Origin of the sequence: Synechococcus sp. WH 7805, assembly GCF_000153285.1 — a bacterium.
Lineage (GTDB): Bacteria > Cyanobacteriota > Cyanobacteriia > PCC-6307 > Cyanobiaceae > Synechococcus_C.
On sequence record NZ_CH724168.1, the window covers coordinates 2,381,990 to 2,406,800 of the forward strand.

Annotated in this window: 28 protein-coding genes and 1 tRNA gene; 21 read left to right on the top strand and 8 right to left on the bottom strand. The window is 49.2% G+C overall.

What is annotated here, in order from left to right:
- Positions 1–3 precede the first annotated feature (3 nt).
- From WH7805_RS13610 to WH7805_RS15020, 3 genes are all read left to right on the top strand, one after another.
- Complete coding sequence (locus WH7805_RS13610) at positions 4–792, top strand: hypothetical protein (protein WP_156783698.1); 789 nt, start codon at positions 4–6, stop codon at positions 790–792.
- Positions 793–1,469: 677 nt separating this feature from the next.
- Positions 1,470–1,664 carry a hypothetical protein gene (locus tag WH7805_RS12110; RefSeq protein ID WP_156783700.1) on the top strand — a complete coding sequence of 65 codons (195 nt, stop codon included), beginning with the start codon at positions 1,470–1,472 and terminating at the stop codon, positions 1,662–1,664.
- Positions 1,661–1,846, top strand: a complete 186-nt coding sequence (locus tag WH7805_RS15020; protein WP_006043416.1) for a hypothetical protein — start codon at positions 1,661–1,663, stop codon at positions 1,844–1,846. Before WH7805_RS12110 ends, WH7805_RS15020 begins: the two co-directional genes overlap by 4 nt.
- Before the next feature lie 536 nt (positions 1,847–2,382).
- On the opposite strand, the gene WH7805_RS13965 is transcribed toward WH7805_RS15020, so the two are convergent.
- The gene (locus tag WH7805_RS13965) at positions 2,383–3,102 is read right to left on the bottom strand and encodes a GAF domain-containing protein (RefSeq protein WP_071933714.1); all 720 of its coding nucleotides are present in this window, start codon (positions 3,100–3,102) and stop codon (positions 2,383–2,385) included.
- 681 nt (positions 3,103–3,783) lie between these two features.
- On the opposite strand from WH7805_RS13965, the gene WH7805_RS13615 reads away from it, so the two are divergent.
- From WH7805_RS13615 to WH7805_RS14545, 3 genes are all read left to right on the top strand, one after another.
- Positions 3,784–5,568, top strand: a complete 1,785-nt coding sequence (locus tag WH7805_RS13615) for a leucine-rich repeat protein (RefSeq protein ID WP_006043421.1) — start codon at positions 3,784–3,786, stop codon at positions 5,566–5,568.
- Positions 5,569–5,646: 78 nt separating this feature from the next.
- Positions 5,647–5,841, top strand: a complete 195-nt coding sequence (locus WH7805_RS14540) for a hypothetical protein (protein WP_198005755.1) — start codon at positions 5,647–5,649, stop codon at positions 5,839–5,841.
- A gap of 350 nt (positions 5,842–6,191) precedes the next feature.
- Entirely contained in the window at positions 6,192–6,389 is a 198-nt protein-coding gene (locus WH7805_RS14545; RefSeq protein WP_156783702.1) for a hypothetical protein, read from the top strand.
- Between the two features lie 236 nt (positions 6,390–6,625).
- Here the strand turns inward: WH7805_RS14545 and WH7805_RS14795 are convergent, their stop codons facing one another.
- On the bottom strand, positions 6,626–6,796 hold the full coding sequence (locus WH7805_RS14795) for a hypothetical protein (protein ID WP_006043424.1): 171 nt from the start codon (positions 6,794–6,796) through the stop codon (positions 6,626–6,628).
- A gap of 182 nt (positions 6,797–6,978) precedes the next feature.
- Complete coding sequence (locus WH7805_RS12140; RefSeq protein ID WP_156783703.1) at positions 6,979–7,143, bottom strand: hypothetical protein; 165 nt, start codon at positions 7,141–7,143, stop codon at positions 6,979–6,981.
- Between the two features lie 1,519 nt (positions 7,144–8,662).
- Here WH7805_RS12140 and WH7805_RS15025 point away from each other — a divergent pair.
- A complete protein-coding gene (locus WH7805_RS15025; RefSeq protein WP_232199011.1) occupies positions 8,663–8,950 on the top strand; it encodes a hypothetical protein in 288 nt (95 codons plus the stop codon).
- A gap of 221 nt (positions 8,951–9,171) precedes the next feature.
- Entirely contained in the window at positions 9,172–9,660 is a 489-nt protein-coding gene (locus WH7805_RS14555; RefSeq protein WP_156783705.1) for a DUF6790 family protein, read from the top strand.
- Positions 9,661–10,259: 599 nt separating this feature from the next.
- On the opposite strand, the gene WH7805_RS12160 is transcribed toward WH7805_RS14555, so the two are convergent.
- Both WH7805_RS12160 and WH7805_RS12165 read right to left on the bottom strand, forming a co-directional pair.
- A tRNA-Ser gene (locus WH7805_RS12160) sits at positions 10,260–10,324 on the bottom strand.
- A gap of 84 nt (positions 10,325–10,408) precedes the next feature.
- Positions 10,409–10,657, bottom strand: coding sequence for a hypothetical protein (locus WH7805_RS12165; protein WP_006043428.1), 249 nt, complete (start codon positions 10,655–10,657; stop codon positions 10,409–10,411).
- Between the two features lie 217 nt (positions 10,658–10,874).
- On the opposite strand from WH7805_RS12165, the gene WH7805_RS14560 reads away from it, so the two are divergent.
- The gene (locus WH7805_RS14560; RefSeq protein ID WP_006043430.1) at positions 10,875–11,027 is read left to right on the top strand and encodes a hypothetical protein; all 153 of its coding nucleotides are present in this window, start codon (positions 10,875–10,877) and stop codon (positions 11,025–11,027) included.
- Positions 11,028–11,563: 536 nt separating this feature from the next.
- Entirely contained in the window at positions 11,564–13,978 is a 2,415-nt protein-coding gene (locus WH7805_RS12180; RefSeq protein ID WP_156783706.1) for a hypothetical protein, read from the top strand.
- Positions 13,979–14,390: 412 nt separating this feature from the next.
- Here the strand turns inward: WH7805_RS12180 and WH7805_RS14565 are convergent, their stop codons facing one another.
- Entirely contained in the window at positions 14,391–15,371 is a 981-nt protein-coding gene (locus tag WH7805_RS14565) for a hypothetical protein (RefSeq protein ID WP_156783707.1), read from the bottom strand.
- Positions 15,372–15,966: 595 nt separating this feature from the next.
- Here WH7805_RS14565 and WH7805_RS12185 point away from each other — a divergent pair.
- The 4 genes from WH7805_RS12185 to WH7805_RS14570 all read left to right on the top strand — a co-directional run bounded on the left by WH7805_RS12185 (position 15,967) and on the right by WH7805_RS14570 (position 17,681).
- On the top strand, positions 15,967–16,191 hold the full coding sequence (locus tag WH7805_RS12185) for a hypothetical protein (protein ID WP_156783708.1): 225 nt from the start codon (positions 15,967–15,969) through the stop codon (positions 16,189–16,191).
- Between the two features lie 54 nt (positions 16,192–16,245).
- A complete protein-coding gene (locus WH7805_RS12190) occupies positions 16,246–16,464 on the top strand; it encodes a hypothetical protein (RefSeq protein ID WP_006043434.1) in 219 nt (72 codons plus the stop codon).
- Between the two features lie 127 nt (positions 16,465–16,591).
- Positions 16,592–17,374 (top strand): hypothetical protein, encoded by a 783-nt coding sequence (locus WH7805_RS12195; protein ID WP_006043435.1) that lies wholly within the window; start codon positions 16,592–16,594, stop codon positions 17,372–17,374.
- A gap of 61 nt (positions 17,375–17,435) precedes the next feature.
- The gene (locus tag WH7805_RS14570; protein WP_156783709.1) at positions 17,436–17,681 is read left to right on the top strand and encodes a hypothetical protein; all 246 of its coding nucleotides are present in this window, start codon (positions 17,436–17,438) and stop codon (positions 17,679–17,681) included.
- On the opposite strand, the gene WH7805_RS14575 is transcribed toward WH7805_RS14570, so the two are convergent.
- On the bottom strand, positions 17,647–17,937 hold the full coding sequence (locus tag WH7805_RS14575) for a hypothetical protein (RefSeq protein ID WP_156783710.1): 291 nt from the start codon (positions 17,935–17,937) through the stop codon (positions 17,647–17,649). The two genes, WH7805_RS14570 and WH7805_RS14575, sit on opposite strands and share 35 nt — an antisense overlap.
- Positions 17,938–18,272: 335 nt before the next feature.
- A complete protein-coding gene (locus WH7805_RS12205; RefSeq protein WP_156783711.1) occupies positions 18,273–18,671 on the bottom strand; it encodes a hypothetical protein in 399 nt (132 codons plus the stop codon).
- A gap of 513 nt (positions 18,672–19,184) precedes the next feature.
- On the opposite strand from WH7805_RS12205, the gene WH7805_RS12210 reads away from it, so the two are divergent.
- From WH7805_RS12210 to WH7805_RS12240, 7 genes are all read left to right on the top strand, one after another.
- Positions 19,185–20,006 carry a hypothetical protein gene (locus tag WH7805_RS12210; RefSeq protein WP_006043438.1) on the top strand — a complete coding sequence of 274 codons (822 nt, stop codon included), beginning with the start codon at positions 19,185–19,187 and terminating at the stop codon, positions 20,004–20,006.
- A gap of 203 nt (positions 20,007–20,209) precedes the next feature.
- A complete protein-coding gene (locus WH7805_RS12215; protein ID WP_156783712.1) occupies positions 20,210–21,217 on the top strand; it encodes a hypothetical protein in 1,008 nt (335 codons plus the stop codon).
- Between the two features lie 128 nt (positions 21,218–21,345).
- Entirely contained in the window at positions 21,346–21,480 is a 135-nt protein-coding gene (locus tag WH7805_RS15120) for a hypothetical protein (RefSeq protein WP_006043440.1), read from the top strand.
- A 230-nt stretch (positions 21,481–21,710) separates the two neighbouring features.
- Positions 21,711–22,757, top strand: a complete 1,047-nt coding sequence (locus WH7805_RS12225; protein WP_006043441.1) for a hypothetical protein — start codon at positions 21,711–21,713, stop codon at positions 22,755–22,757.
- 181 nt (positions 22,758–22,938) lie between these two features.
- A complete protein-coding gene (locus WH7805_RS15125; protein ID WP_006043440.1) occupies positions 22,939–23,073 on the top strand; it encodes a hypothetical protein in 135 nt (44 codons plus the stop codon).
- 176 nt (positions 23,074–23,249) lie between these two features.
- On the top strand, positions 23,250–23,870 hold the full coding sequence (locus WH7805_RS12235) for a GIY-YIG nuclease family protein (protein WP_006043442.1): 621 nt from the start codon (positions 23,250–23,252) through the stop codon (positions 23,868–23,870).
- Positions 23,871–24,632 (top strand): HNH endonuclease, encoded by a 762-nt coding sequence (locus tag WH7805_RS12240; protein ID WP_156783713.1) that lies wholly within the window; start codon positions 23,871–23,873, stop codon positions 24,630–24,632. It abuts the gene before it with no gap.
- Positions 24,633–24,811: the final 179 nt, after the last annotated feature.

The following is a 24,811-nucleotide window of genomic DNA, read 5'->3' on the forward strand; positions in this document are numbered from 1 at the left end:
ACCATGGCATACGAACACACGCTGACCGAAGCAAAATTTGTCAGCTTTTTTCAGCAATTATTTGGCGCAGAGAAAGGTGTCTATGACGCTGACTATTTTCGTCAAATCAATGAAAAAGACAAGCCCTACCAAAAAGATACCCTCGTCATTGATGAAAAGCAAGATATCAATGGAAGCATCTCCTGGGACATGCAATCAGGTGAATTTAATCAAACCCAGAGGTTTCGCGGTAATCAACATGTTGACGAAATGAAGCTGATTAATTTCGAGAATCTAGATGGAAGTACTGCAGACAGAATCGACTTCAATATTTTCGGAACCAATGATGACAACATCATCACCACCTCAGATGGCGATGATCAAATCAATGCAAGAGGCGGCCATAACATCATTCGGACCGGTGGCGGTGAAGACATCATCACAGGCGGTGTCGGAGTTGACGTGGTCACCGGTGGCGATGGAAGAGATACTTTCATCACCCAAGCAGGGAGCGGCCTAATGTTCATCGAAGACTTCACGCAAGGTGAAGATGTTCTGAGAATGGTTGAAGGAGTGGCAGATGGTGTTGATCCGATCATCAAAAACTATCGAGAGGCCTGGGGAGATATCCGCGATCACTTGATGTTTTCGGCAGGACTTGATCCCTGGCAATCGGAAGCCATTTACTTTGATCTTATTGACGACTTTAATGCAGCCTCTGTGATCTACAAGGACGGTGATCTGGTTGCTGTGATTGATGGAGTCAGCGCAGATCAGTTAATGATCAGTGCTGACATGAACGCAATCATCTGAGTCTTTTTAAAGAATCCTAGCAAAATCCGTCGCTACTGATGCAATTGCTAACGATGGCAAAATATCCGGGTGCATGCATGCTCTCTGATAACAAATTGTGGAAAAGAATGAATGTATAAACATTCACCCCGTCAGTAATGGCGGGGTTTTGTTGCTTGTGCAGCAGCAAGGTATCAGTCTTGCCATAGCTTGAATACAGAAGTGTTGGGAGGCCACCGATGGACTTTTTGACTGAGACCAATTACCACCAGGCATGGAGCAATCATGCTGACAGCAAACAGATGCATCAACACCATAGGAAAAGTCACTGAGCTGGATTTGGTGTTGTCGAACCCTTTCAATGCATGCGTCACGATATTTCAATCTCTGGAATAGATCTCGGTCAAAACTGCTGCGAGTACTCATGGAATTGAGTGAAAAATGCCACAGACAATGGTGTAGCAGATGGCGGCGGTGCTGGATCAAGCTGAAACGGACTTCTTGCTTCTGATGAGTTCCGGCTTGCCCGAGAAAGTGGCAGCGGCTTTCGGGATCCTGCTTCGGTTGCTGTTCTGCAGCTCGAAACGGCTTCAAGCGGGCATGGCGTTGGATCAGCACGTTGATGACTCAAAGGTGATGTGTCAGAGCAACGTGAGCACCAAACAGTGTTAGCGGCAGGTTGGCCAAGTCCTTTTGATGTGACCACCTTCAATGCCTTTCACCGCTTCAACGAGGAACGTGATGGCGCAGCTTGGTGTCCAAGACGCCAAGACGGCAATACGCTTCACTATCTCCGCAAATCACCCACCAGCAAACAGGCGGTGTGGGATCTGAATGCTGCTGTTCGCGCCTGGACTCAGGCCAAAAAATCAGTGAAGCCATTCAGTGATTGACCGCATCGATTCACGCGGAGCAGATTTACAAGCTGCACAATTTTCTGTGGATTGAGATCAACAAGGCCGTGTTGCCCGTCTGTGTCGACGAGAGGGCCAATAAGGCTCTGAACTCCCACTTGATCAGTTGGCGCAATGGCAGCGTCATCATTGATCTGTCGGTTGTCCGCGAGGTGCCGTGATCCTGGACATCATCGGTTTCTTTTGCTCGTTGGCCTTCTGGCGTTGGGGGCCTGGGCTTTGTGGAAGCTTTTCAGAGCACTCTGGGGGCTTACTTCCCGGCGTCCACCCAGCGAGCGCGATCAGCAGGCACTGGATTGGTGGACAAAGAAGCCCTAACCACCAATCGCTCGAGGAAAGCGCGGTCGCTGCTGTCATCGCGTCTACAGAGGCGTTTCTTGCGCAAGATGATCAAAGGTCCTACCCCCCGCAAAACTTTTGATTTATCTGTAGTATTTAATTATATTGCGCTGACTGCAGGCGAAGGTAGGTTATCAAGCCTATTTCATGAAGTTGAGTAAAAAGGTCGTGCGACGATGGCAATAACGTAACCCTCCTAAATATTGGATCTACAGATTCCCTTTAGATTCTTTGGTGCGTTGCTGGTGGGCTCTGCCCTTCTTCCAATGGCCAAAAATCCTAAAGAGTTTGCCTTGCTGGGAGGCACTTTCCTCCTTGGACTTGGAGCGCTTGAATTAGCGCTCAGAGTAGGGGGCTTTTAGCTACGCCCTTCTACTGCTTGCCAGGCATCCAGAACCTCAGGGAAATGCTGCTCAATGCATGCATCGCAGATTCCATGCGTGAAATTCAAATTTGATCTTTGAGAAAGATACTTGTCAAGATGCATCCAATTTCCGTCTTTATCCTTGGCCTTCCTGCAGTAAGAGCATGTTGAAATCATCCTATTGTTTTCAGTATGCGCGCAAAAAGATTCAATCAAATTGATCGATTTTTTTCGCAGCTCCAGAAACGAAACCACCTGCCTTGCGAGAGCTTTCATTACACCACATTCTTTATCGGTTAATTGGCGGGGTACTCGATCAATGACGCATAGTGTGCCCACTCTCAATGCCTCACTATTTTCAAGAGGAAAACCTGCATAAAGCCTTATCTTTGGGTCGCCACAAACAAGTGGATTGTCATGGAAACGATCATCCATCAGTGCGTCTGGAACAATGAGTGGGTCGGATGAATGAATTGCGTGGGCGCAAAAAGACCAATCTCTGGGCGTCTCTTCTATGTCAACCCCTACTTTTGACTTGAACCACTGTCTGTCAGTATCAACTAAGCTAAGAAGAGCAATTGGGGTTGAGCATACACTTGATGCAATTTTGGTAATGTCGTCATATGACTGCTCTGGTTTTGTACCAAGAATTTTGTACTCATTGAGAGCGCTTAGTCGCTGCGCTTCGTTTCCTGGATACGTTGCGGCAGGCAAAGCAATTCCTTCTATTTTTCAATGTTAGATCTAATTGAATGATGGTCAATCTAATAACATAAAAGTTATCTTGCCTGGCACTGAAGCAGGCAATGTGCATTTCTTAGCTTATAAGTTTGACGAGTTGGGGTTGGTGAATGACCAGCTGGAGGCAGTGATTGGCGTGAGCGGCGCAGCAAGCTCGTAAAGGGCATCTGATGGCCGACCTTCTCAGCACCCTGCCTTGCTCGCCTGGCTTCATGCCTGCGAGGTGACAGACCACATGGATGTTGTCTTCGCCCCAGAAGACGATCGGTGGGCTCACGTTCACAACGCTGTTGATTGCTTGCGCCACGCCTTCTCAATGGAGATTCCCGTTGCGGTTCGGGCTCCCTGCCTGTAGAAGGCAGGTGACGCCGATGTCTTCAAGAGTTGGCTTGCTTTTGGCGTTCAAGACCTGGATAGCGAGTCAGGGGAGGAGCTAATAGCGACAGGCTCGCGGGGTGCAGCCAATTTTTAAATCTTTAGCTCAGTGAGGGGAGTAAGGCGGTTGAAATCAGGAGCTACTTTATCGCTTGCAGACTGCGTCGCATTGATCTCAGGTCTCGCGACTTATTTCCTCTGCTCAACACAAACCGATTTCTTTATGGCAGAGTCACTAATATTGAGGCTTATAATTTGATTGAAGAGAAGAGTCTAGATATGTTAAGTCCAAGCAGCTTTACTTTTATCGACTCACAGGCTTTTTGGCTAAGTGGCACTCAAAGTCTTGTCATCTCCGATAGTGTCACTTCCATTGGTAGTAGTGCGTTTTTAGACGATCTATTGACAAGCGTTGTCATTGGCAATGGCGTCACTTCTATTGGCATCGATGCATTTAGAAACAATCAACTCACTAGCGTTGTCATCCCCGATAGCGTTATTTCCATTGGTGGCAATGCATTTTCAGACAATCTATTGACTAACGTTGTCATTGGCAATGGCGTCACTTCTATTGGCATCGATGCATTTAGAAATAATCAACTCACTAGCGTTGTCATCCCCGATAGCGTTACTTCCATTGGTGGCAATGCATTTTCAGACAATCTATTGACTAACGTTGTCATTGGCAATGGCGTCACTTCTATTGGCATCGATGCATTTAGAAATAATCAACTCACTAGCGTTGTCATCCCCGATAGCGTTACTTCCATTGGTGGCAATGCATTTTCAGACAATCTATTGACTAACGTTGTCATTGGCAATGGCGTCACTTCTATTGACTTCGATGCATTTAGAAATAATCAACTCACTAGCGTTGTTATCCCCGATAGCGTTGCTTCCATTGCTGGTAATGCATTTGCAGATAATCTATTGACAAGTGTTGTCATTGGCAATGGCGTCACTTCTATTGGCTTCGATGCATTTAGAAATAATCAACTCACTAGCGTTGTTATCCCCGATAGCGTTGCTTCCATTGGTGGCAATGCATTTGCAGGTAATCTATTGACAAGCGTTGTCATTGGCAATGGCGTCACTTCTATTGGCTTCGATGCATTTAGAAATAATCAACTCACTAGCGTTGTCATCCCCGATAGCGTTGCTTCCATTGCTGGCAATGCATTTTCAGACAATCTATTGACAAGCGCTGTCATTGGCAATGGCGTCACTTCTATTGGCTTGGATGCATTTAGAAATAATCAACTGTCTAGCCTTATCATCCCCGATAGCGTTACTCGAATTGGTGCTAGAGCATTTGCAAATAATCAGCTAACCAGAGTTGTCATCCCCGATAGCGTCACTATGGTTGCTGGTGATGCATTTGATCCCAGCGTAGAATTGATTTTTGGCGATGGCTTGATAGGTGATAATTTTGACAATGCTCTAATTGGTGGAGCTGCTAATGACTTTGTTTTCGGGAAGCTCGGAGATGACTTTATTGATGGTGGAGAAGGTAACGATACTGCTCAATTTACGGAGGCGAAGAATCGAGTTGACCTCCGCAATGCAGCGCTTCAGGTCACTGGTGATGGTGTTGATCAGTTGATTTCTATTGAAAATGTAAATGGGGGGGCTGGTAATGACAAAATCAAGGGTAATAGGTTTGCCAATATTCTTAATGGAGAAGATGGTAATGATAAATTAACTGGTCTTGGAGGTGGTGATGTTTTGTCTGGAGAGGGAGGTAATGACAAGTTGTTTGGTGGCAGCGGGGACGACAAATTATTTGGTGGAAATGGAAAAGATAAATTAAAAGGCGATAAAGGTATTGATCAACTTTGGGGTGGAGAAGGTAGGGACATCTTTGAAGTCACCACAGGCGATGGTTACGACATCATCGAAGACTTCACTGATAGAAAGGATCGTATCTTCTTAGGGGTAATTTCTTCAGATGTTGATCTTATTGTGCTCGGACGGGATATTCTCATTGTTCAGCAATTAGACGCACTGGCTCTTGTCAAAAATGGCGCTGGCAAACTTCAGTTGGAAGGTGAGTTTCTCATCTGATATTTAGTAAAATCACATGCTGCGCTCATCGCCACACCAACAATCGCGCAGAAGATGGAATCGTTGTGGAGTAAGCCCATGACCTGTACTCAATATATGAGTCGATCCTGCGGGCTGGAGTGCTGCCTGGCAAAAGCCGAGCAGTTTGCCTCTTTCGATATCAATGAGCCCCTATTCGCCGAGTTCTGCCCCTTGGTTCAGCGCTATGGAGAGATGGAGCTCATCCCACGTCCTGACGCCAAGTCGGAGTCCACTGGTTGCAGCGCTTCGTAGGATCTTTATCCTGCTGCAGCCGTCTCTGGCGCAGATTGCAGACAACCATGATTTAGCAGTGCTGATTCACTCCATAGGTGAATTGTTGACAGGTCATGTAGATACAGGATCCCCTAAAGCTCCTCAGATCCTTGTCCTCAAGAAAGTCCCAAACCCCCATAGAGGCCTATGGTTCCACATCTGTACAATTCATTCACTGGGTAGTAGTCAAGAAATCTCAACATCTAAATGGGGAAAGGGGCAATTGGCTGAAATCGGGTGGAGAAATCCCCCAGTTGGGGGAAGTGCATTCAGGCGAGAACAGCGAAGGTGAATACAGATGAAATAGCACTATGAGAGCGATGTCCCTGATGGCTGCCTTCGTTGGAATCGTGGTGATTACGGGTTGCATTGGTGGAACCCTAGCCGTGAGTGAACCGACACCGCAGATTGCCAACGAACGTGGCTCGCTTGATGCAGCAAACGACAAGCTGCGGAAAGCCTGTTTGACTGGTTCTTTTTTTGGAAGAGGGCTATTTGAACAGGGTGCTTGCCATCAATACCGCTAAGTGATCACTTTGGTTGACTTCAAGAGAACGAATTTGGGCCGTTTGGGGGATGCGCCTTCCCCACCCTTTGAGTGACGGGGGAATTGGGTAATCCGGCGGCCCCCAGTGAAATGTCCGCAGGATTACCCATTCCCCGTGTGCCGTTGGAGTATCAGGTTTGAACTGCACGATCTTCTGCTGGTCAGCAATGGCCAACTATGGTCTCCACTCGGATTAAGTCGGGTTGGATACCAAAATCAGCCAGCTACAGCGGAAATGCTGTACGGCGCTTCAGGCAAGCTTGTGGGCATTGGATCGAGCTTGCCTGAAGCCAATGCTTTGGCGCGGACGTACATCTGGCTTGATGTGGCACCAGCTGCTTCCATTGCCTTTGCGACGATGTCCCAGTTGCGAACTTCGGTAGACATTTGAGGCTGATTGAAGGAGTAGAAACTATCGCCAGCCAACTGACCTGGCCGTGATGGTGAAAACCGCCAAGGGACCGAACACACGAAACGTGAAAGTTCACCGCCTACGACCTGGCTTCTCCAGATGTTCGAATGGATTTGGTCGGTAACGGATCACTTTTCACCCAGTAGGTCGTTCCACGTCACTGATCTATCGCAACAGAGCGGCTTGAGAGGGCGCGGCTCTTTCGACTCAGGGCTGCACCCGCGTCGAGCATTTCGCTCGGCTTCAGGTTCGCATCCGCGATGGCCAGGGCCTGGGCTTCTGCTGCATCCATAACCCGGCGTTGCCGAACAGACCTGTCCATGATTTCTCCCTTGAATGTTTTGCGGGCCACCCATCAGGACTCGCAGGAGCGATGCGGCCAGCTACTCCCCCTAACGCCCCCTCTTAGTCTGCCGAGGGCTCCAGTGGTCAAGTTATTGGGACATCTCCCGAAGGAACAGCACAGGTGAGCGCGAGAATGCAGAGATGGATGTCGAACAGCTGGAACAGCTAGCCGCTGTGATCGTAACGGCAGGGCTAGTAGCAGGAAATTTCCTATTGTTCACTCCCTGGCGGGATGGTCAGGATCCGAGGCAACGACAACCTGAACGCTTAATACCTCAGAACGAATCGATTCATCGGCCTGGTACGCCAGGTATCTAGTTCACGTCGATGGGCAGACCCCTCGGATCGGATGGGGGAATTGAGCGTCAACCCCGCCGGTGCAGCTCTGATCGGAATTGGTCAGCACCTCGAGCTCCCTCCATAGCGAGCATCTGCTGCAGGCCCAAGCAACTCCACCGATCACCTTTTTGGGGAAGCCTGATGCCATGAAAGCGGGGATGAGAGCAATACAAGACCCGAAAGGGGAAAGCAGGGGGCGTTGTGGTGTCGCTATCGATCTCCCGACAAAACCTCACGGACACCACCCCGTCATCAATGGCGGGGTTTTTGTTGGTGGAACGCAAGACGTCCTTTTTTCACTCAGTCAGCAGTCCAAGCCACGCTACGGAGTGCTGACGTCGAGCAGTGCACTGATCCAGAAAGACCTTCAGACAGCCCCAGGAGTGTGGTCAGCGCGATAAGCCGGGCGTTTGAATGGGGCAGTGTTCGTGGGCCATCTGACGTAAGACAGCATCTGTTCCGTTTGTGTTGTGAGACTCTCTGTAGACAGCCAGTTGATTGTTTAATTCTTGGCAGCTCTTGCGTTTGAGATCCATTTGATCAGTCCGTGAACTGATCTAACCATGGCCATCGTTGAACAGCAGTTGAAGTATCAGATAGCACTTTTTGTCTCTCAATTTCGCTACGGGAAAACCTGCCCATCCTGCCAATGCGCATTTGCTCAGATGCGGCAAAGCCCCAACCAGCACCACATCCGCAAGGCACCCAGCACGGCTTGCGGCTTCAGGGCTACAAACGCCACGTGAAGGTGGCTTGATCATGATGTTCACGGAAGGGGTATTCCTTAAGCCAGTGACCCTGTCCACTGGAACAACTCTGAAGTTCCTTCAGCGCGGGAATGCTCTCTGGAGTTTCATCTGAACCATGCCCATCGACCTCAGGTGCCCCTTTCGCTGCTGCAGGAACTGCTCCTAGCGCGTGCAATGACCCTGATGTCTTCAAGGCATGGCTATCTCTAGGCATCGAACGGCTTGGAAAGGTTGCTGTCATTGAGCGATGGTGGTCTGGATGGACCCAATCCTCACGACAGACGAAGCGGACAGGCTGGTGGGTTGGCACCTAGGAGTCATCCTCTGACCCAGTTGGGGGAGGCAGACGGCTGAAATCGGGCAAATAAATTCCTTAGTTGGGGGAGGTGCTTTTTAGTGAGAACGGCGATGGTGAATACATCGGAGGGACGACCTCCACTACTCCAAACTCAAAGGAAACTCTTCAACGCAATCGCTGCTGCTGCAATCGCTGGTACTGCACTTATTGCCAGCACTACTCCTGCATCTGCGCAGTATTACGGAAATCGCACTTATACATTCCAACAGCGTACTAATGGATTCCGAGTCCGTGACAACTATGGCAACAGCAGTATTTTTACCAATCGTGGAGGCGGTGGTTACAACTTTAGAAATTCCAATGGTGGTTATGGCTCTATTCGCTTCCGCAACTATTGATCAACTTCGTCGGGAAGCCTGAAGCCATGAAAGCGGGGCTGAGAGCAATACAAGACCCGAAAGGGGAAAGCAGGGGGCGTGGGTTGTCGCTATCGATCTCCCGAAAAGCATTCACCCCGTCAGTAATGGCGGGGTTTTTGTTGGTCAAGGGACAGCGTCATCAGCAAGTGTGACAACTCAAACTTAATAAGTGACAATGAAAGGGTTTAAGCAAAATTCTAATGGCTTTGTCGAGCAACCCAAGAATTTCCAAGGTGTTATTACAGCTATCATGGATGGTTGGAGGCATTGGATTCTGGAATGCTTTTAACTCCATTGGTTCTGGAGATGTTGGCGCTTCTACTCAATGGATATCAGCGTGGGCTGTCGGCGGCGTAGGTCTGTTGTCCTTTGTTCGGCATGCCGTCTTTCACAGAAGTGATGCGGTGCGCATGGGCTGGGTCTATGGACACCGAAACGACTTTCAGCTTGAAGTTGGTTTCGCAAATCTCGCGTGGGGTGTGGTAGCAATCGTTGGACTGATCCAAGGATGGGATGCACAAGCCCTCGGAGCATTGATCTTACTTGTCGGCATTTATATGTTGCAGGCGGCGGTCTTACACCTTCTTGAGCTAAAGGAAGCCACAAATCCCAGATACGGAAGCAAGTTTGTAAACCTAGCGTATTCCATTTGCTTGTTTTGGTTTGGAATCAAGGCTCTCTCTGTATGAATCCAATGGATTCTTGAGTTGCGTATATTTGACTGATGCGAACCTGACTGACGTGAACCTGCTGCCCAATGCCTGGAGCACCACAACTTGTCCCAATGGCACCAGAAACGAGTGTGTTTTGCCCTGTACAGCAGTGCAACTGTTGGGTTGAATGTAGTGATTATTTCTACACCGGAAATTGGCAGGGGATGCAGTGTCTAATGTGACAATTAATGGCTTGAGTCACGCTTCACCCCGCGAGCATTGGTGGAGTTTGTAATTGCCCTCTTAGAGCGGGGAATGCTTTCAGCAGTTGCCCTCTTCGGACACGGTGTCTGCGGCCCAGGCAAGCGGTAGCGTCATGGTCGAAGCGTTGGCCCTCCGGCGCCAGAAGTCACGCGCAGAAAATCTTGCCGCGCATATTTCGAGCGGACCAACCCATGGGGCAGGCACCCCGCAAACGGAGCACCCATGAGGGCTGCTTTGCCTTCCCTGCCAGGTAGGTGAGTGCGAATGCAGTACGACTCCGGGAAAAGCTGGGTGAGGGCAAGGTGAGTGCAGATGCCCTTGCGCATTAAAAAAGGGACCTTGGAAATCCTGAGATCCTTTTGTGTAACTGACGCCCCCTGATGGATTCGAACCATCGACCGACTGCTTAGAAGGCAGCCTTTTGTCCAGTTGTAGCAGCGCTTTTCCTCGTCATACCAAGGGGTTGTCCGATTGGGGGATTTTGGGGGTGGACAGAAATAGGGTCAAAGTGGACAAGGATTTAGCGGTTTTGTCCACTTTCTTGTCCCGTGTCCGGCTGCCTTGGAGGCAGTTGGTCAGCCCCGTCGTGCAGATCCAATGCCATGCCCGCCTGAAGGCGTTTTGAGCTGCAGGACAGCAAACGAAGCAGGAACCCAAAAGCCGCCGCCACTTTCTCGGGCTGGCCGGATCCCATCAGCTGATCGATGTCCGTCTCGGCTTGATCCAGAACCGCCAACGTCTGTAGCGACACCTCACGGGTGAAGGTCATCCTGCTCTTTCGGGTTCATTCAGTCTGCTGAGCCTTCCTGTGCAGTTCTGACCGAAACCGTCCAGCATCTCGAGACGCTTTTGGTGCAGCCATCTGCTGCAACGTCAGGCAACTCCGCTGATCACCCTCAGAACAACTCGCCTCAAGACGGGCCACCTTTGCTGCCATCAACTCCCGGCGCCGCTTAAGCGACCGCATCAAAGCCTGCATAGAGCGCGTGAAGGTTGAGGCATCTGAGGGTGCTGCTCTCGTGGCTGAGTGCGCTCCGCACGGACGAGTGATGGTGGCTCAGGCGCAGAAGACGTTGGCAGACCTAGAGGCTCTGGCGGTAATGGAGGAGCTAGTGGGCGAGATGTACGGCGCTGACTGACGTACCTGACTGCCTGCTGGACAGGATGGACCCAATCTTCACGACAGACGAAGCGGACAGGCTGGTGGGTTGGCACCTAGGCGTGAGCCTCTAGACAGCTAATGGAGCCCAGTCCATCTCAATCACTAGAAGTCACAATCAAAAAGAGGGGTAAGCCCCTCAGCCCACCCATCTGTCGTGACGCATTGAGAGCAACCGCTCTCGCATTTCAACTGTGCCCTAGCGAAGACCCCACTGCGGGTAGCAGAGAGCACTTTTAAGCATTAAGAACTAGCGGGAATGGTTCTCGTTTCGCCGAGGATGCGATTGGCGCGAGCACTGACTCAACCGCTCAGGGAGATGAACTAAAGCGGGTTCCCTCGCCCGCTCTCCTATCACGTCTTGATGGCAGACGCCTGGAAGTGAGCCTCTAGCTCGACTGGGGGAAAGAGACCCCTGAAATCGGGCAAAACAATCGCTCGGATGGGGGAAGTGCTTTCCGACGAGAACGGCGATGGTGTGTTCACGGGGCGAGAGCCTCACAATCCATTAGACAAATGATTGAAGAAAGAGTTTTTATCGAAACGGCTTCAAGCAAAGACATTTACGCGAACACATTTAACGCAATCGGCAAGTATGGAGCACTAGTATCATCTTTTGATCTCAATCAAGGATTGCTTACTTGGGCTGAGGGTACATCATATGGTTATTCATCATCACACGAATTCAATGATTCACAAGTGTTTTCGTTTAATGTAGAGACAGGAGAAACTAGACACCTCTCAAAAGGCATTCAAAACATAGATTACTTTAGTTACTCGGTAGAAGAGTTCAAAAATCTCGATTTTGATATAATCCATTCATGGAAAAACGCCTATAGACCCGTAACAAACGGAGAAGATGTATTCACCCAATTATATTATACATGGATCAGTCAACCCAATGATGCCAATCCAGATTTAATTGGAGAATCAGTTCTTAAGTATGACGCGAGCGAATCAAAATATATCGGCGCTTCATCCGTTTACATTCCTAAAGACTTTACGTCTGATGGCGAGTATGACCAAATCGGAGAACACCAGTATGCTGGAAATAATTTGGCAACGATTGTTTCAACAAATGGAATTTCTGACAATACAGTAGTCATTAATGAGCTTGATTCAGGCGAGCAGCATATATTTACTGTTCCAGGCGCTGGAGATATCTTCGATAATAATCTTGACCACCAAAACAGATTGCATGTTTCGAGAAATGCCGTTGCCTGGCAGGACGACTGGGGCAGGGCGTTTTCGTTCAATACAGCAACCAATAAACTAACAACAATCGAAGGAACTGAAGAATACGGGTACGACGGTGGCATTGATATTTTTCTTGCTAATGACAAATGGCTCATTACCGATGATATCTCTGGTCTAGGAGAGCGATATTCCTCTCACAATAATGTCGCAGTGGCAAATCTAGAGAGTGGACAGCAATTCGTTCTGTCCGCCAAAGACATCTTTCCAGGATACGATGACAGCCTGTACGAAGATTGGTATCTTGACCTTCCCATGTCTGGAATTCAACTAGTCGGGAACAAGTTATTTGGCAGCGCACATGACGTTATAGACGATGTAATTGATATTGAAACCGGAGAGAAGCTCAGCATTGACAAGTGGGGAAGGAATAATGATTCATACTCATTCTTTGAGCATGATCTTGTAAGCGGTCAAACGACGATTATTGTTCCAGATAAATATCTGCTACCTTCTGGTACGAAGGCTGGCTGGGAGCCTGTAGCCACTGCTGATTTTGCATCTAACGATAAAAATGTAATCGCTTGGCAGGCTCATGCTGGCGATATGGATGGTTTTCAAATGCCAGAAAAAGAGTTCCTGCCTGGCTATGAAGCAAACGCAATTCTTGCTTACAATCTAGAAACAGGTGAGCTAAAAAGAATCACCGATGAAGTAATCCAAGACAACCCATACACATCAATCGATGAGATAGTTATTGACGAATCTGGGAAAAATGTTGCAAATGGTTCGTTTATGGATTCAACGCTGACCGTTGCGGCAGACATCTGGAATCCTGAATACGGAGAAGAGCTGGGTTATGCAAGGTATGTGATTAAGGCTCCCAATGCTGAAGCCAATGACGATAATCAATTCGCTGAATATAGCTCGGCTTTAGTCAACCATCAATGGCAAGAAATTCAGCTTTCAGGAAACTATGTGAATCCAGTTGTCATTGCATCAGACCCAACACGTCGGGGTGGAGATCCTGCTGTTGTGAGGCTGCGGAACATTGATTCTAACTCCTTCCAAATCAGGCTTCAAGAACCTAACTACAAAGATGGCTACCACACAAATGAAACGATCTCTTACATGGTTGTTGAGGAAGGAACCTGGGAGCTATCAGATGGGACCAAGCTAGAAGCGGGTTCCTTGAGCACAAATAAGCTATCCACTAAAGGTCGTGAAACCGTCTCTTTCGACGATGCATTCGGATCTGATGACTCCCTCGCAGTGTTGTCTCAGACTCAAACCTTTTACGGAAGTGATTGGGTGACCACTCGGACTGACAACATCACAGGCGATTCATTCCAAGTGATGATGCAGGAGGAAGAGAGGCTTAATGGCGGAGGTCATGTCACTGAATCAATTGGCTGGCTTGCAATTGAGCAGGGTAGTGCAACCGATGGAGACACCATCATTGAAGGTGGCGTAACAGCTGACAGGTTTACCCATAAATCTGCGACGCACTCCTTTGATACAAGCTTTTCCTCCACGCCAACCTTGCTGACCAAACTTGATTCCTTTGATGGTAGAGATACAGCTAACTCAAGAATCCGATCAGTGAACGCCAATGGCTTTACAGCCTTGATCGCCGAAGAACAGTCTCGCGATAGAGAGATTTATCACACTACAGAATCCATTTCATATCTTGCGTTAGGTGCGGACTCTGGATTCTTAACAGGTGTAGCAATCTAAAGATCAGAAGCTAATCACACCTTCATTCTCAGATTATGTAAGGAGCTTGATGCCTAGAACGAGGGGCTGAAAGCCATACAAAACCCGCAAGGGAAAAGCAGGGGGCGTAGGTGTCGCTATCGATCTCCCGGCAAAACATTCACCCCGCCAGCAACGGCGGGGTGAATGCTACTCATCCAGCACGCCATCGGTGCTCTGACCGATAGCGCCTCTACTGCTTGTTCTCCGCCAACCGTTGACGAATCTTCTGATCGATCAGATGACGCTCCTCCAGCTTCCGCTGTTGGTATCCTTAGCAGGTCTTCTATCCCATTGACTTGTCATTGATCAGTCGGTTCAGGCGGTAGGTTCTCAGCAAGGAGGCAATCATCATGGCGCTGTCCAACCTTCCAGGATCGTGATGAAAAATCAACTAACTGTTTGCTGCAGATAAATAACTTTTTTTCAAGTAAATAGTCAATGCGAAAATGGCTGAAGGTGGAACAAGGTAAAGAAGCCAAACCAGACTTGGATAATTAATAATAACCGGGCCCAGGTGAATAATTGCTACTGCGGTAATTGTGCCGCCTACCGTTGACATTATCCTGTAGGTATGCTTAACAACTCTTTCTGTCTTGGAAATATTTTTACCAAAAAAGCCGCGAATGTCGTCATATCCAAAATATCCGAGCAATGCGCTTTGCCCAGACAAAAGCAGTCCAGCTGCAAATGGTGTTAATGGAAAACCAATATCTTGTACATTCATGGGATCTATGAAAACTGCAAAAGGAATTAAGGCGATACCAAAAATACTGCCTAAAATCGCAAAGACTCCTGAAACCAGGTCAAGGTCAAGCTTTGGCTGTGGGAACGCTGCCCATCTGTAACCTGTCAATGCTCCATATGAACCCGAAGCAAGTACTGTAAAAAGTAAGGCGCTATTTTCATTGATCATGACTCGGGTAGAGTAAACGCCAGAAGGATTTTGTATTACTAGGTAGAGCAATAAAACTGCAGCAGAAAGAAGTGCCAAAAACACTAGAAGCACTCCAAGCTTGCCATAAATTCTATGTTTTTCTGCTCCCTTCTTTGTAGCGATTGCGCCAATGGACAAAACCACAAATATGCATGCACTTAGAGCATGTATGTGTTCTGATATTTGAGATAGTTTCATGTATATTCCAGTGTCTACGCTTGATGGGACTTCTTGAAGAGGTGCTAAGATTAATCGAGTCCCTAAAATTACTAGGGCTAGTATTCCGATAACTGAGATCAGTCTGGTTAAGGAGCTTGATTTTGTTTTCTCTATGATTTGATTCATGGTTGCTTGGTTGTAATTTTTATGTTGACAAAATGCCATTGCTTCTATTGTTGTGTCAACTGAATTTATAAAAAGTATATAAATCATGGTCAAGGTTTGGGCAATTATGATCTTGCCCTTTTTGAAAATTGATTGCTTTTGTAAGGAATGTCAATGTGATTCAGCTTCGCCAAGTCTCTGGGACGCCCTCTCGTGGCAGAAAACTTTTGGGATTTTTTCTATTGAAGAGTTTGTTTTGATAACCGCGATAACGCCCTATCTCCCTCCCCCCCCCCCCAATAACCTGGGAAGCCTGACGCCGTCCAGCGGGGCTGAGAGCCATACAAGGCACGAGTCCGGCGGGAAAAGCAGGGGGGGGTAGGTGTCGCTATCGATCTCCCGACAAAACATTCACCCCGTCAGCAATGGCGGGGTTTTTTATTGCTTGCAAGAGCGGGGAACACTCAAGGCAGTCACGTCGGACCGATGTCTCAAGACACCAGCACTGCCACACGATGGTGGGCTGCAACCTCAGGCAGAAGTAGTTGCAGCAAGGGCAGCACCTAAAGAAGCGATGCAAGCTCTGGGCACCGACCTAGCAAAAAGAAGTGGGCTGGGCTCCTGAGGCTGGCTAGGGAGCTCAGATCTCGATATGCAGACAGCGGCTCAGCCAGGCAAAAACCATCTGACAATCAACAGCCAACATCAAATGAACGTGGCGCGGTTTCTGCTCAGGGACGGGAACAAGGTTGGAGCTGAGGTTTCCCCAGAAGAGCTAGACGTCTTTACATACACAGATCAGAAGGGACAGCAGATCCACGCATTAGCAACCGTCAAAGCCGAGAGGGAGTTTCTCAAGCAGGTGCCCTCGAAGCTTCTGCCCCTTTATGTACGCATGGAGCAAGCCCTAGCCAAGGCAGTTGGACGGAGCTGAGCGCCTGAGGTTGGCTGAACAGCGGGGAACACTCAAGGCAGTCACGTTTGACCCATGCCTCAAGACACCCGCATTGCCCTGTACCTGATGGGGGAACTGATCTATGCCCTACGCGCCAATAACCCTGACCTCTTCAAGCGATGGCTGTCTGGTGGGGTACAAGACCTAGGGGAGCCAGTAGTGGAGGAACTGCTTCTGGACTGGCTTGACCCGTTCCTGACGGTGGAAGAACAGGACAGGCTGGTGGGTTGGCACCTGGGGGTAAGCCTCTGACCCAGTCGGGGGAGACAGATGGCTGAAATCGGGCGGATTTATCCCCCAGTTGGGGGATGTGTAAATCCTTGAGCCGCATGAAAGTGGCTTCGCCCACTTCACTCACAGCGACTTAGCTGACTGAATCGTGACTTACGTAATTCCTGAAAATGAACAAGCAAACTTCAATAATCCATTCATATCGCTGCTACCTGATGAGCTTGATCGACAACTATTCGGATCTAATGACATCAATCTCGAAGGCAACGATCTCGACAATATTCTGATCGGCAACAACGGCAACAACGTTATTGATGGAGGTTTCGGTGACGACAGAATGGCCGGGGGTCGCGGCAATGATATATACTTTGTCATGGATAAGGGAGATAACGTCGTCGAACTCCCCAACGAAGGACTGGATCAGGTTGTTACAAGTAGAAGTAAATATAAACTTCCCCAAAATGTCGAGGGTCTTGCGTTTGACTTCATAGCATTTGACTCTGTCGGCATTGGCAATTCTTCTGACAACATACTCCTGGGAAATGACTTCAAAAATAAACTCAAAGGCGGAGGTGGTAATGACCTCCTTGTCGGACTTGGTGGAAAGGACAAACTAACCGGTGGAAAAGGGTTTGATGAGTTTAAATTCTTTTCAACTACCGATTCAGGCACTACTAAAAAAACACGTGATGTGATCACAGATTTCGACATTCAATTTGACTTCATTGATATCAGCTCTATTGATGCTGACCCTTTCACACCCGGAAATCAATCATTTGAATTCATCGGCTCTGAGCGATTCAGTGACATTGGTCAAGCACGCTTTTCCAACAATATCTTGAGTCTCAACATTGATGCGGATATTTTTTCTGAATTCGAAGTTTTAGTCAAAGGCGTTGACCAGTTGACACCTATCGATATATTTCTCTGAGTTTAGAAAACCCTCTGCTGGCGAGGACTACGACAGCGACGCTGCCAAGAGCCAAACCGACATGTTCAACAAATGGCTCCAGAAGCGATGGAACGGAAGCACCAAGCTCTCGAACAAGAACGTTCGGCATAGCTGGTGCATCCGCTCGATCTTTGATCCGAAGTTCAGCGATGGACTAGCTGCAAGAGCAGCAGGTCACTCGCTGGCGCTCCACACCTCCACCTACGCCAACGCAATCGAGAAGCGCGACATGGAGGAGCAAGCCTTGCTGCTCAGAAGTACTTCCCGCACAAAACAGGCGGAATAGTCAGCTCCTCAGTGTCATCACACTTGCTGGCTTCTTCAGCCAGTTGTGCCAACGCCACTGATTCTGCAGGGAGTGGAACGCTGCATTCGCAGACATTCTCTTTTTTGCGAGGGAAGCGATTTCCAAGAAAAAAGGGCGGCAACTCCCAATCACGTGAAATCAGCTCCTCACCATCCGCATCTGGCCGAGCATTTTGGTGCTCCAGCTTGAGGTCAATAGCTTCCCCCCAACTGTTCCAAGGACGTTGATCATCCATGAAACGCTGGTCAGGGCAGGGGATCTTGAGGATGTCGGCGGCTCTGCACATATGGCGGAACCACCAACCAGACCAGTTCATCTCCATCACATGGTCAACGACTTCATCCGCAGTACAAACGCCAGTGGTGATGTGCCATGGCGCTGGCTTGGGATGAGCATGACGAGCGGATCTTTCTAGGAATGTCAAAAGACGTGGCAAGGCTGATTTGAAAAAAGCCCGCTTTCGCTTTGAGCAAGTCCCGTCAAGAGCGACGTCCTCTGTGACGGACCATGGGGTCCAATCCAGTTGACTCTCGTCTGTACCAATGCCATCAGAGAGAGGATTGCCTCCCATCAGAATGAAAATGGCAGGTCAGTAGGCAAAGGCGAAAGACCTAAACGCTGACGCTCGGCATTGACGACTTGGCGACCTTCTTGAAGTAGCTTTCGCCCAGCTTGACGTCGCTTTGACCTGCACTCCTTACCGTCTTGAAAAGTCTGAGCATCCTTTAGGCATGCCTGTGTTGACTGGAGCAAAGCAAGCCTCTGGTCATGGCTACTGAGCAACCATTCGCGCCTCACTTGGAAGAGCTGCTGCTTTTGACTTTCAGTCAGCTTCGCTTCTTCTTGCAATCGTCGTTCTTGCATTCGCTCTTGAATGCGGCGTTGCAGGAAGGATTGAGCTTGAGTCTCGCTCTGGTGCAGCGTGATTGCTGACAGAGCAACGCAAGGGATCAGCATGATGCTGCTCAAGCGAGCAGAACCGCTGGACCTCATTTTTTTGAGCATGAGAAATCAATCCGCGTTTGAGGCGGTACGAAGGGTTCGAGTTAGTTCGAATGTCCGCAGACCCGCCTCAACGGGGATGTCTCTTTAGACCTCTGAAAAGTAGCACTGGGGTCAACCCCTTGGCGATTAGGTGAACACCAGATATGTTTTTTGTAGGTCGTCTTCGCACCACGATCTCCAGCGGTAGTGCCGTCTGGATCACGTTTGAACAGTCCGTGACTGTGAGTGAGGCAGGGTCCGTGGCCCGGTAGATGCGTCAGAAATCGTGAGCAGTCCGTGGCTGTTTGGCGCTCTGGAGCTAACTCCTGCTTCCAACGGAACTTGCTTTGGTCGTTGATGAGGACGATTGATCCTCACCCCACTTGAGGGAGACGACGAAAAATCCCTCAGTTGGGGGATGTGAAGGGTTGGGTGGTTCTGGAATGGTGGGAGCGGTCTTTGGCTCTTAGGAGCACCTAACAAAACATCGCAACAATTATGGATTTCACTAAACGTCAAATAATCATTGCGGGCAGTCTATCTCTAGCTGTAATTGGAACAGCAACTGTACTTTTCAACACGCCAGTTGTTAAAAAGACATTGGCTGGTAATGCGATTGATATCACCAATGATGTTGGGGAACGAGTTGTTGTTAAGTCGAAAACAATCCGAATTGATCCAGTTGAAAGCAAGGGTCGTCTTAAAATTCTTGCTGATAACATCCTTGATGATATGAAGTCATCAACCAAGCCTCTCGATCGTAACTCTGTGGAATCATGCGTTGACCTAGAGACAGCGGCTGAGGAGTTATCCGACTGGACACGTCTTGCGTCACGTTCGTATGCAAGTTCAACATCAAAAAGGTACGTCATAGAATATCAACAGAAAGTTAACGATCTGACGCCTAAATGTGAAAGTGATGTTGAAAGCCTTAGAGCTGATCGTGAGAAACTAAAGATGAAATCAGATGAACTAAAAGATATTGTTGATGCACGCAGCCGCAATGATGGTTGGAAAGACTACACACCAACCATTGCCTACAAGATTCTTTTGACTGATGTCAATGAGAAAAAGTCACTGACTAACCTGACTACTGTCTGCATGACGAAGCAAGCCGTAGATATTATGCCCGATTCGATGATTGATGATAATTATCCATATGCAAGACAATTCTATGGAAACCCTGACCAACTTGTCTTCGCTTCTAAGGGGACGATGGGGCTTGATATTGGACCTCTTGAGGACATTCGGAATGTGATTGCACAGAAGGCGTGTGAGAGCAAAGGCTTCCTAGGCGTCAATCCAGAACTGAAAGATTAACGAATGAGCAATGAATCACGACTTCGATACTTCCATGTAGGACCTGAGTTAGCATTCACCATCCCCGTCAGCAATGGCGGGATTTTTTATTGCTCCCTTAGTTGGGGGAGGCAGACGGATGAAATCGGGTGGAGAAATCACCCAGTTGGGGGATGCGAAATTGCAAGCGCCTGCAGAGGATTAAAGAAATCGGTGTAGCTGCCTTGTTTCGTACTCTTGCTCGTCTTTTATTTGCTGACTCAGCATCTGAAAAAGCAGCGCCCGACAAGCGGCATGTCCGCATCCCCACGACCGCTCCCGACTTCGAGAAGTTGAAAGCGGAAGAGCGGCGGATGGACGGGGATGACCTTCCCTTCACCATCACGACAACATGCGATGCGGCAAACCCGAGCAGCAGGAATAAGGCGTATCGGGAACACGTCGAATATGTCCTGTCGACTGAGGCTCTCTACGAACTCACCCCTGAGGAGTACTTAGAGGGTTGGGAGCGTCAAGCAGAACTAGTCGTGTTGCCGCCTGACGAGTGGCGAATCAGCAGGCGCAGCAGAGGAGCCGTGGAGGTAGATGCGAACTGGAAGTTCACTTTCGCGGCGAAGAGCGAGGCAGATTGGCAGGTCTACCTCTACAGCGTCAAAGAGCATCCCGAGCTGTTGAAGGTCGGCATTGCGAAGGATGTGCTCAAGCGAAAGGAGAAGTACTACAGCCGCTGCCTGAAGAAATGGGTGATGCCACGGCGCGAGGCGATTCTTGTGGAGGAACTCTTCAAGCACACCACCTACGGCCTGCACAGCACTGAGCCGCCCCGATGCAATGTCGGCAACATGCAGCGCGAAACGGTCTTGCCCGAAATCGAGGAGCTTTGGGGCGAGTACGAGGAATGCAGTGGATTCACCGAGGTTCGCAAAATCTCAAAAGACGCTGCAGTCGCGACCATTGAGCAAATCTTTCAGGACGTGCACTGGAAGCTGAAGGTGGATGAGCTGCTTCTGAAGTACGGCATCACCACCTTTCACGGCTCACCGCCAGGAGCTTTCCGCAGTGAGATCGATGTGCCTCACCAGATGTGGCAGCTCCGGCCCCATGAAAATCAGATGGCAAGTGACTACAGCCACATTAGTGATGACGAAATCAGAGCCTGCTGTGAAGAGACCGCACAAGAAGACGAGCAAGAGGTCAGGAATAAATGCTGGCGCTCTGAGGATTGGGTTTAGACGACTCTGAAGCCGCTCTGCCCGATGGAGTAAGGCAGCACTCCTTCGCTTTGGTGAGTAACCAATGGTGCTGCGTACGCACAGATCAAGCGGCGGCGGGGAATGCTTTCAGCAGTTGCAGCTGGCTAATGCCCTTCAACACTCAGATGACGCTTGCGCTGCTGCAGGAACTGCTCCTTGAGCTTCGTGCCAACGAGCCTGATGACTTCAAGGCTTGGCTGTCTCTAGGCATCGAACGGCTAGGAACGCCTGCTGTTATTTAGCTGCTGGTGGACTGGATGGACCCAATCCTCACGACAGACGAGGCGGACAGGCTGGTGGGTTGGCACTTGGGGGTAAGCCTCTAACCCAGTCATTGCAGTGCATTTGAACCTCTGTGATGAACATCACAGGCACCTTTGACTCAGATTATCGAGGGGACTAGTGACTCTGGAGATGGTGTGTGTATCGGAGGGGGCGACCCCAGGCGACACTCACGAACCAACTCAAACAAATGTCCTTCAAGAAAAACAGCCCAACACTCCCCAAAGTCACCACCTACCCAAAAGCTCCCACTGACAAACACACAGTTTCCGCGGAGCATCTAGCGGATCAGATAACCAACCATGACATCCTCACCAATCACAGTGTTGAAAAGCACTTAGCTGAAGTCAACTTTGATGATCACGGTCACTCCATCCTCAAAGAATCAGGACTGACTCGCGGTCACTCCATTCTTGAAACTTCCTTCGGAGACAAGTTGTCTAGCAGTGATTCAATTCTTGGCGGTGCAGGTAAGCACAAAGAACCACAATTTGGTGAAGAGGGTCTTCGCAGCGCTGTCGGATTTGCCAAGGGTATGGCTGGCAAAGGGGGCTCAGATTCCGGTTCTGGTCAAGAAATGACATTTACGCCGGAAGAGGGGGCTGCCCTTAATGCCGGATATGAAGCCGGATATGAAGAGGGAAAAAATGATTCTGGAGTAGATGCTTATACCGAAGGCTATCAAGACGGGCTAGCCAGAGGAGAGACTTCGGACAATGCTGAACAGAGCAATCAAAGCACTCCTGAAGATGCTAATAACGAATTGTGGGTGGATACCGCTTGCGGCGTGGGCTTAGTAGCGGTCAGTCCAAGTGTAATTGGTGGCATTGCAATCGTAGGAATTTGTGCAACGTATAAATTAGGTAAAACAGAAAAATGGTGGCGCCCAGGCCCTGATGACAACGGCGGCAGCGAAGGCGGTTTCATGACCTGGAAGCTGCAGGATCAGCTCTCTAATGGCCTCCAAGATGTCAAAGATCCCATCACCAACCCTTACGACGAAAACCAAGGTGGCGGTGTCCTAACTGCATCCGATCTAGAAAAAATGGAGTCCGATCTTCGCAAAGATCCCGCTACGAACTGGGGCGATGACACCTATGTCAACTTTGTGGGTTCTATTGAGATGAATGTTTTCGAGATAGCCCTCAATGATCCCAGCATCAACTGGGGCGACAACTCCACCACCACCGACAAAGTTATTGACACCATCTTTACCCCTGATCAGAATGTGTTTTGATCCCATTGCCTGGGAGCCTGATGCTTATGCGATGAGCTGAAAGCGATAAACGCTAACGAGCCAAAAGCATAAGGCGTGATTGTCGCTATCCATCTCCCGACAAAACATTCACCCCGTCGCAAGGCAGGGTTTTTTGTTGCCATCAATAGCGGGGAATGCTTTCAGCAGTTGCAGCTGGCTAATGCCCTTCAACACTCAGATGACGCTTGCGCTGCTGCAGGAACTGCTCCTTGAGCTTCGTGCCAACGAGCCTGATGACTTCAAGGCTTGGCTGTCTCTAGGCATCGAACGGCTAGGAACGCCTGCTGTTATTTAGCTGCTGGTGGACTGGATGGACCCAATCCTCACGACAGACGAGGCGGACAGGCTGGTGGGTTGGCACCTGGGGGTGAGCCTCTAGAACTTTTGGGTGATAAAAGAGGCTGCAATCGAGCAAATAAATCCCCCGATTGAGGGAGGCGGCCGTGCCTGGGCTGTTGCCAACCTTGATTTATGACTGAAGGCATCGTTTACGTCCTCACGAATCCGGCCATGCCTGGCATCGTGAAAATTGGAAAGACCACCCGTGGCATGGGTGCTCGTCTCAACGAGCTGTACTCGACTGGAGTACCACTGCCGTTTGAGTGCGCGTATGCCGCCAGGGTTGATGACGAGAGCAAGGTTGAGCGTGCGTTTCACCAGGCGTTCGGCCCGTATCGCATCAACCCACGTCGGGAGTTTTTCGACATTGAGCCAGAGCAGGCGATTGCACTGCTGGAGCTAATGGCTCTTGAGGACATGACGCCTGCATTGCAGGAGGAAGCCAATCAGGTTGATGTTGAAGCCAAGGCTGGCGCTGAGAAGTTGAAGCGGTCACGTAGACCACCCATTAACTATCTGGAACTTGGAATACCTGTTGGCAGCACACTGCTCTACATCGGTGATGGTCAAACCACTTGCACTGTTGCTGATGGGCGCAAGGTGGAATTTCAAGGCGAAGTGATGTCAATTTCAAAATTGACGGCAGACCTGCGAAACATTCCAGGAAGACCCATCAACGGACCTGCTTACTGGTCTTTTAACGGGCGCTTACTGGGTGATATCTACGAAGAGGCCTATAGCCAGGCTGATTGATTGGTTCCTGAGACCATAACTGAAATGTCTCTTATACAAAACCCGGATACGAAGCAGCAGTTTTATGAGTGGATGCTTGCTGAGGGCAGTCTTACTGAAAAGAGCTGCAAGTCTTACTGCGGTGCGATTTCTACTATTTCCAGATGGGCAGTCGAGGAGAACGTCCTCGCAGGATCAATTTATGATGTCGTCGATTTATCGGTTTTCCTAGAGGCAAAAGAGCTTGCATCTGGGACCAATGAATTCGTGGTTCGCAACATTAGAGGCAGAAAGATGTTTAGTAGCGCTCTGGATTGGTACGAAAAGTTTTTGAGGCACGCCTATGTTTTCGTGGGGGATGCTGAGTCCAGGGAAGTTGTGTTAACTACGTCCTCTCTGGCTTTGCGGGAGTCGAGGGTTGGGCAGGGTATTTTCCGCCGTCAGCTCAATGACTACTGGGGAAATATGTGCGCTGTCACTGGATACCTGGACACTGACGCTGAAAGCATCTTGATTGGCTCCCACATCAAACCATGGGCAAAAAGCTCAAATCATGAAAGACTTGATCCTTATAACGGGCTGCTGCTGACACCCAATTTGGACAAGTTGTTTGATAAGGGCTATGTGTCCTTTGCGAGTAATGGAGTAATACTGATATCAGGCTCGCTGGTATCACCAGATGTTTTAGGTTTGAGTGCTGATATGGCTATTAACGAGGATAAGTTCGATGGTCGGCATCAGGCTTATTTAGATTATCACCGTGCTGAATTATTCAAAGATTGACCCTTTGCACGGGAAAAGCAGGGGCGTGGTTGTCGCTATCGATCTCCCGACAAAATATTCACCCCGTCATTAATGGCGGGGTTTTTGTGTGCTTACAAAGCTTGGGGAGAGGGTGAAAACAAGACAATGTAACTCGTAAACCATCCACCAACCAAGAGAGCCCAAAAAAATAGCCCGCA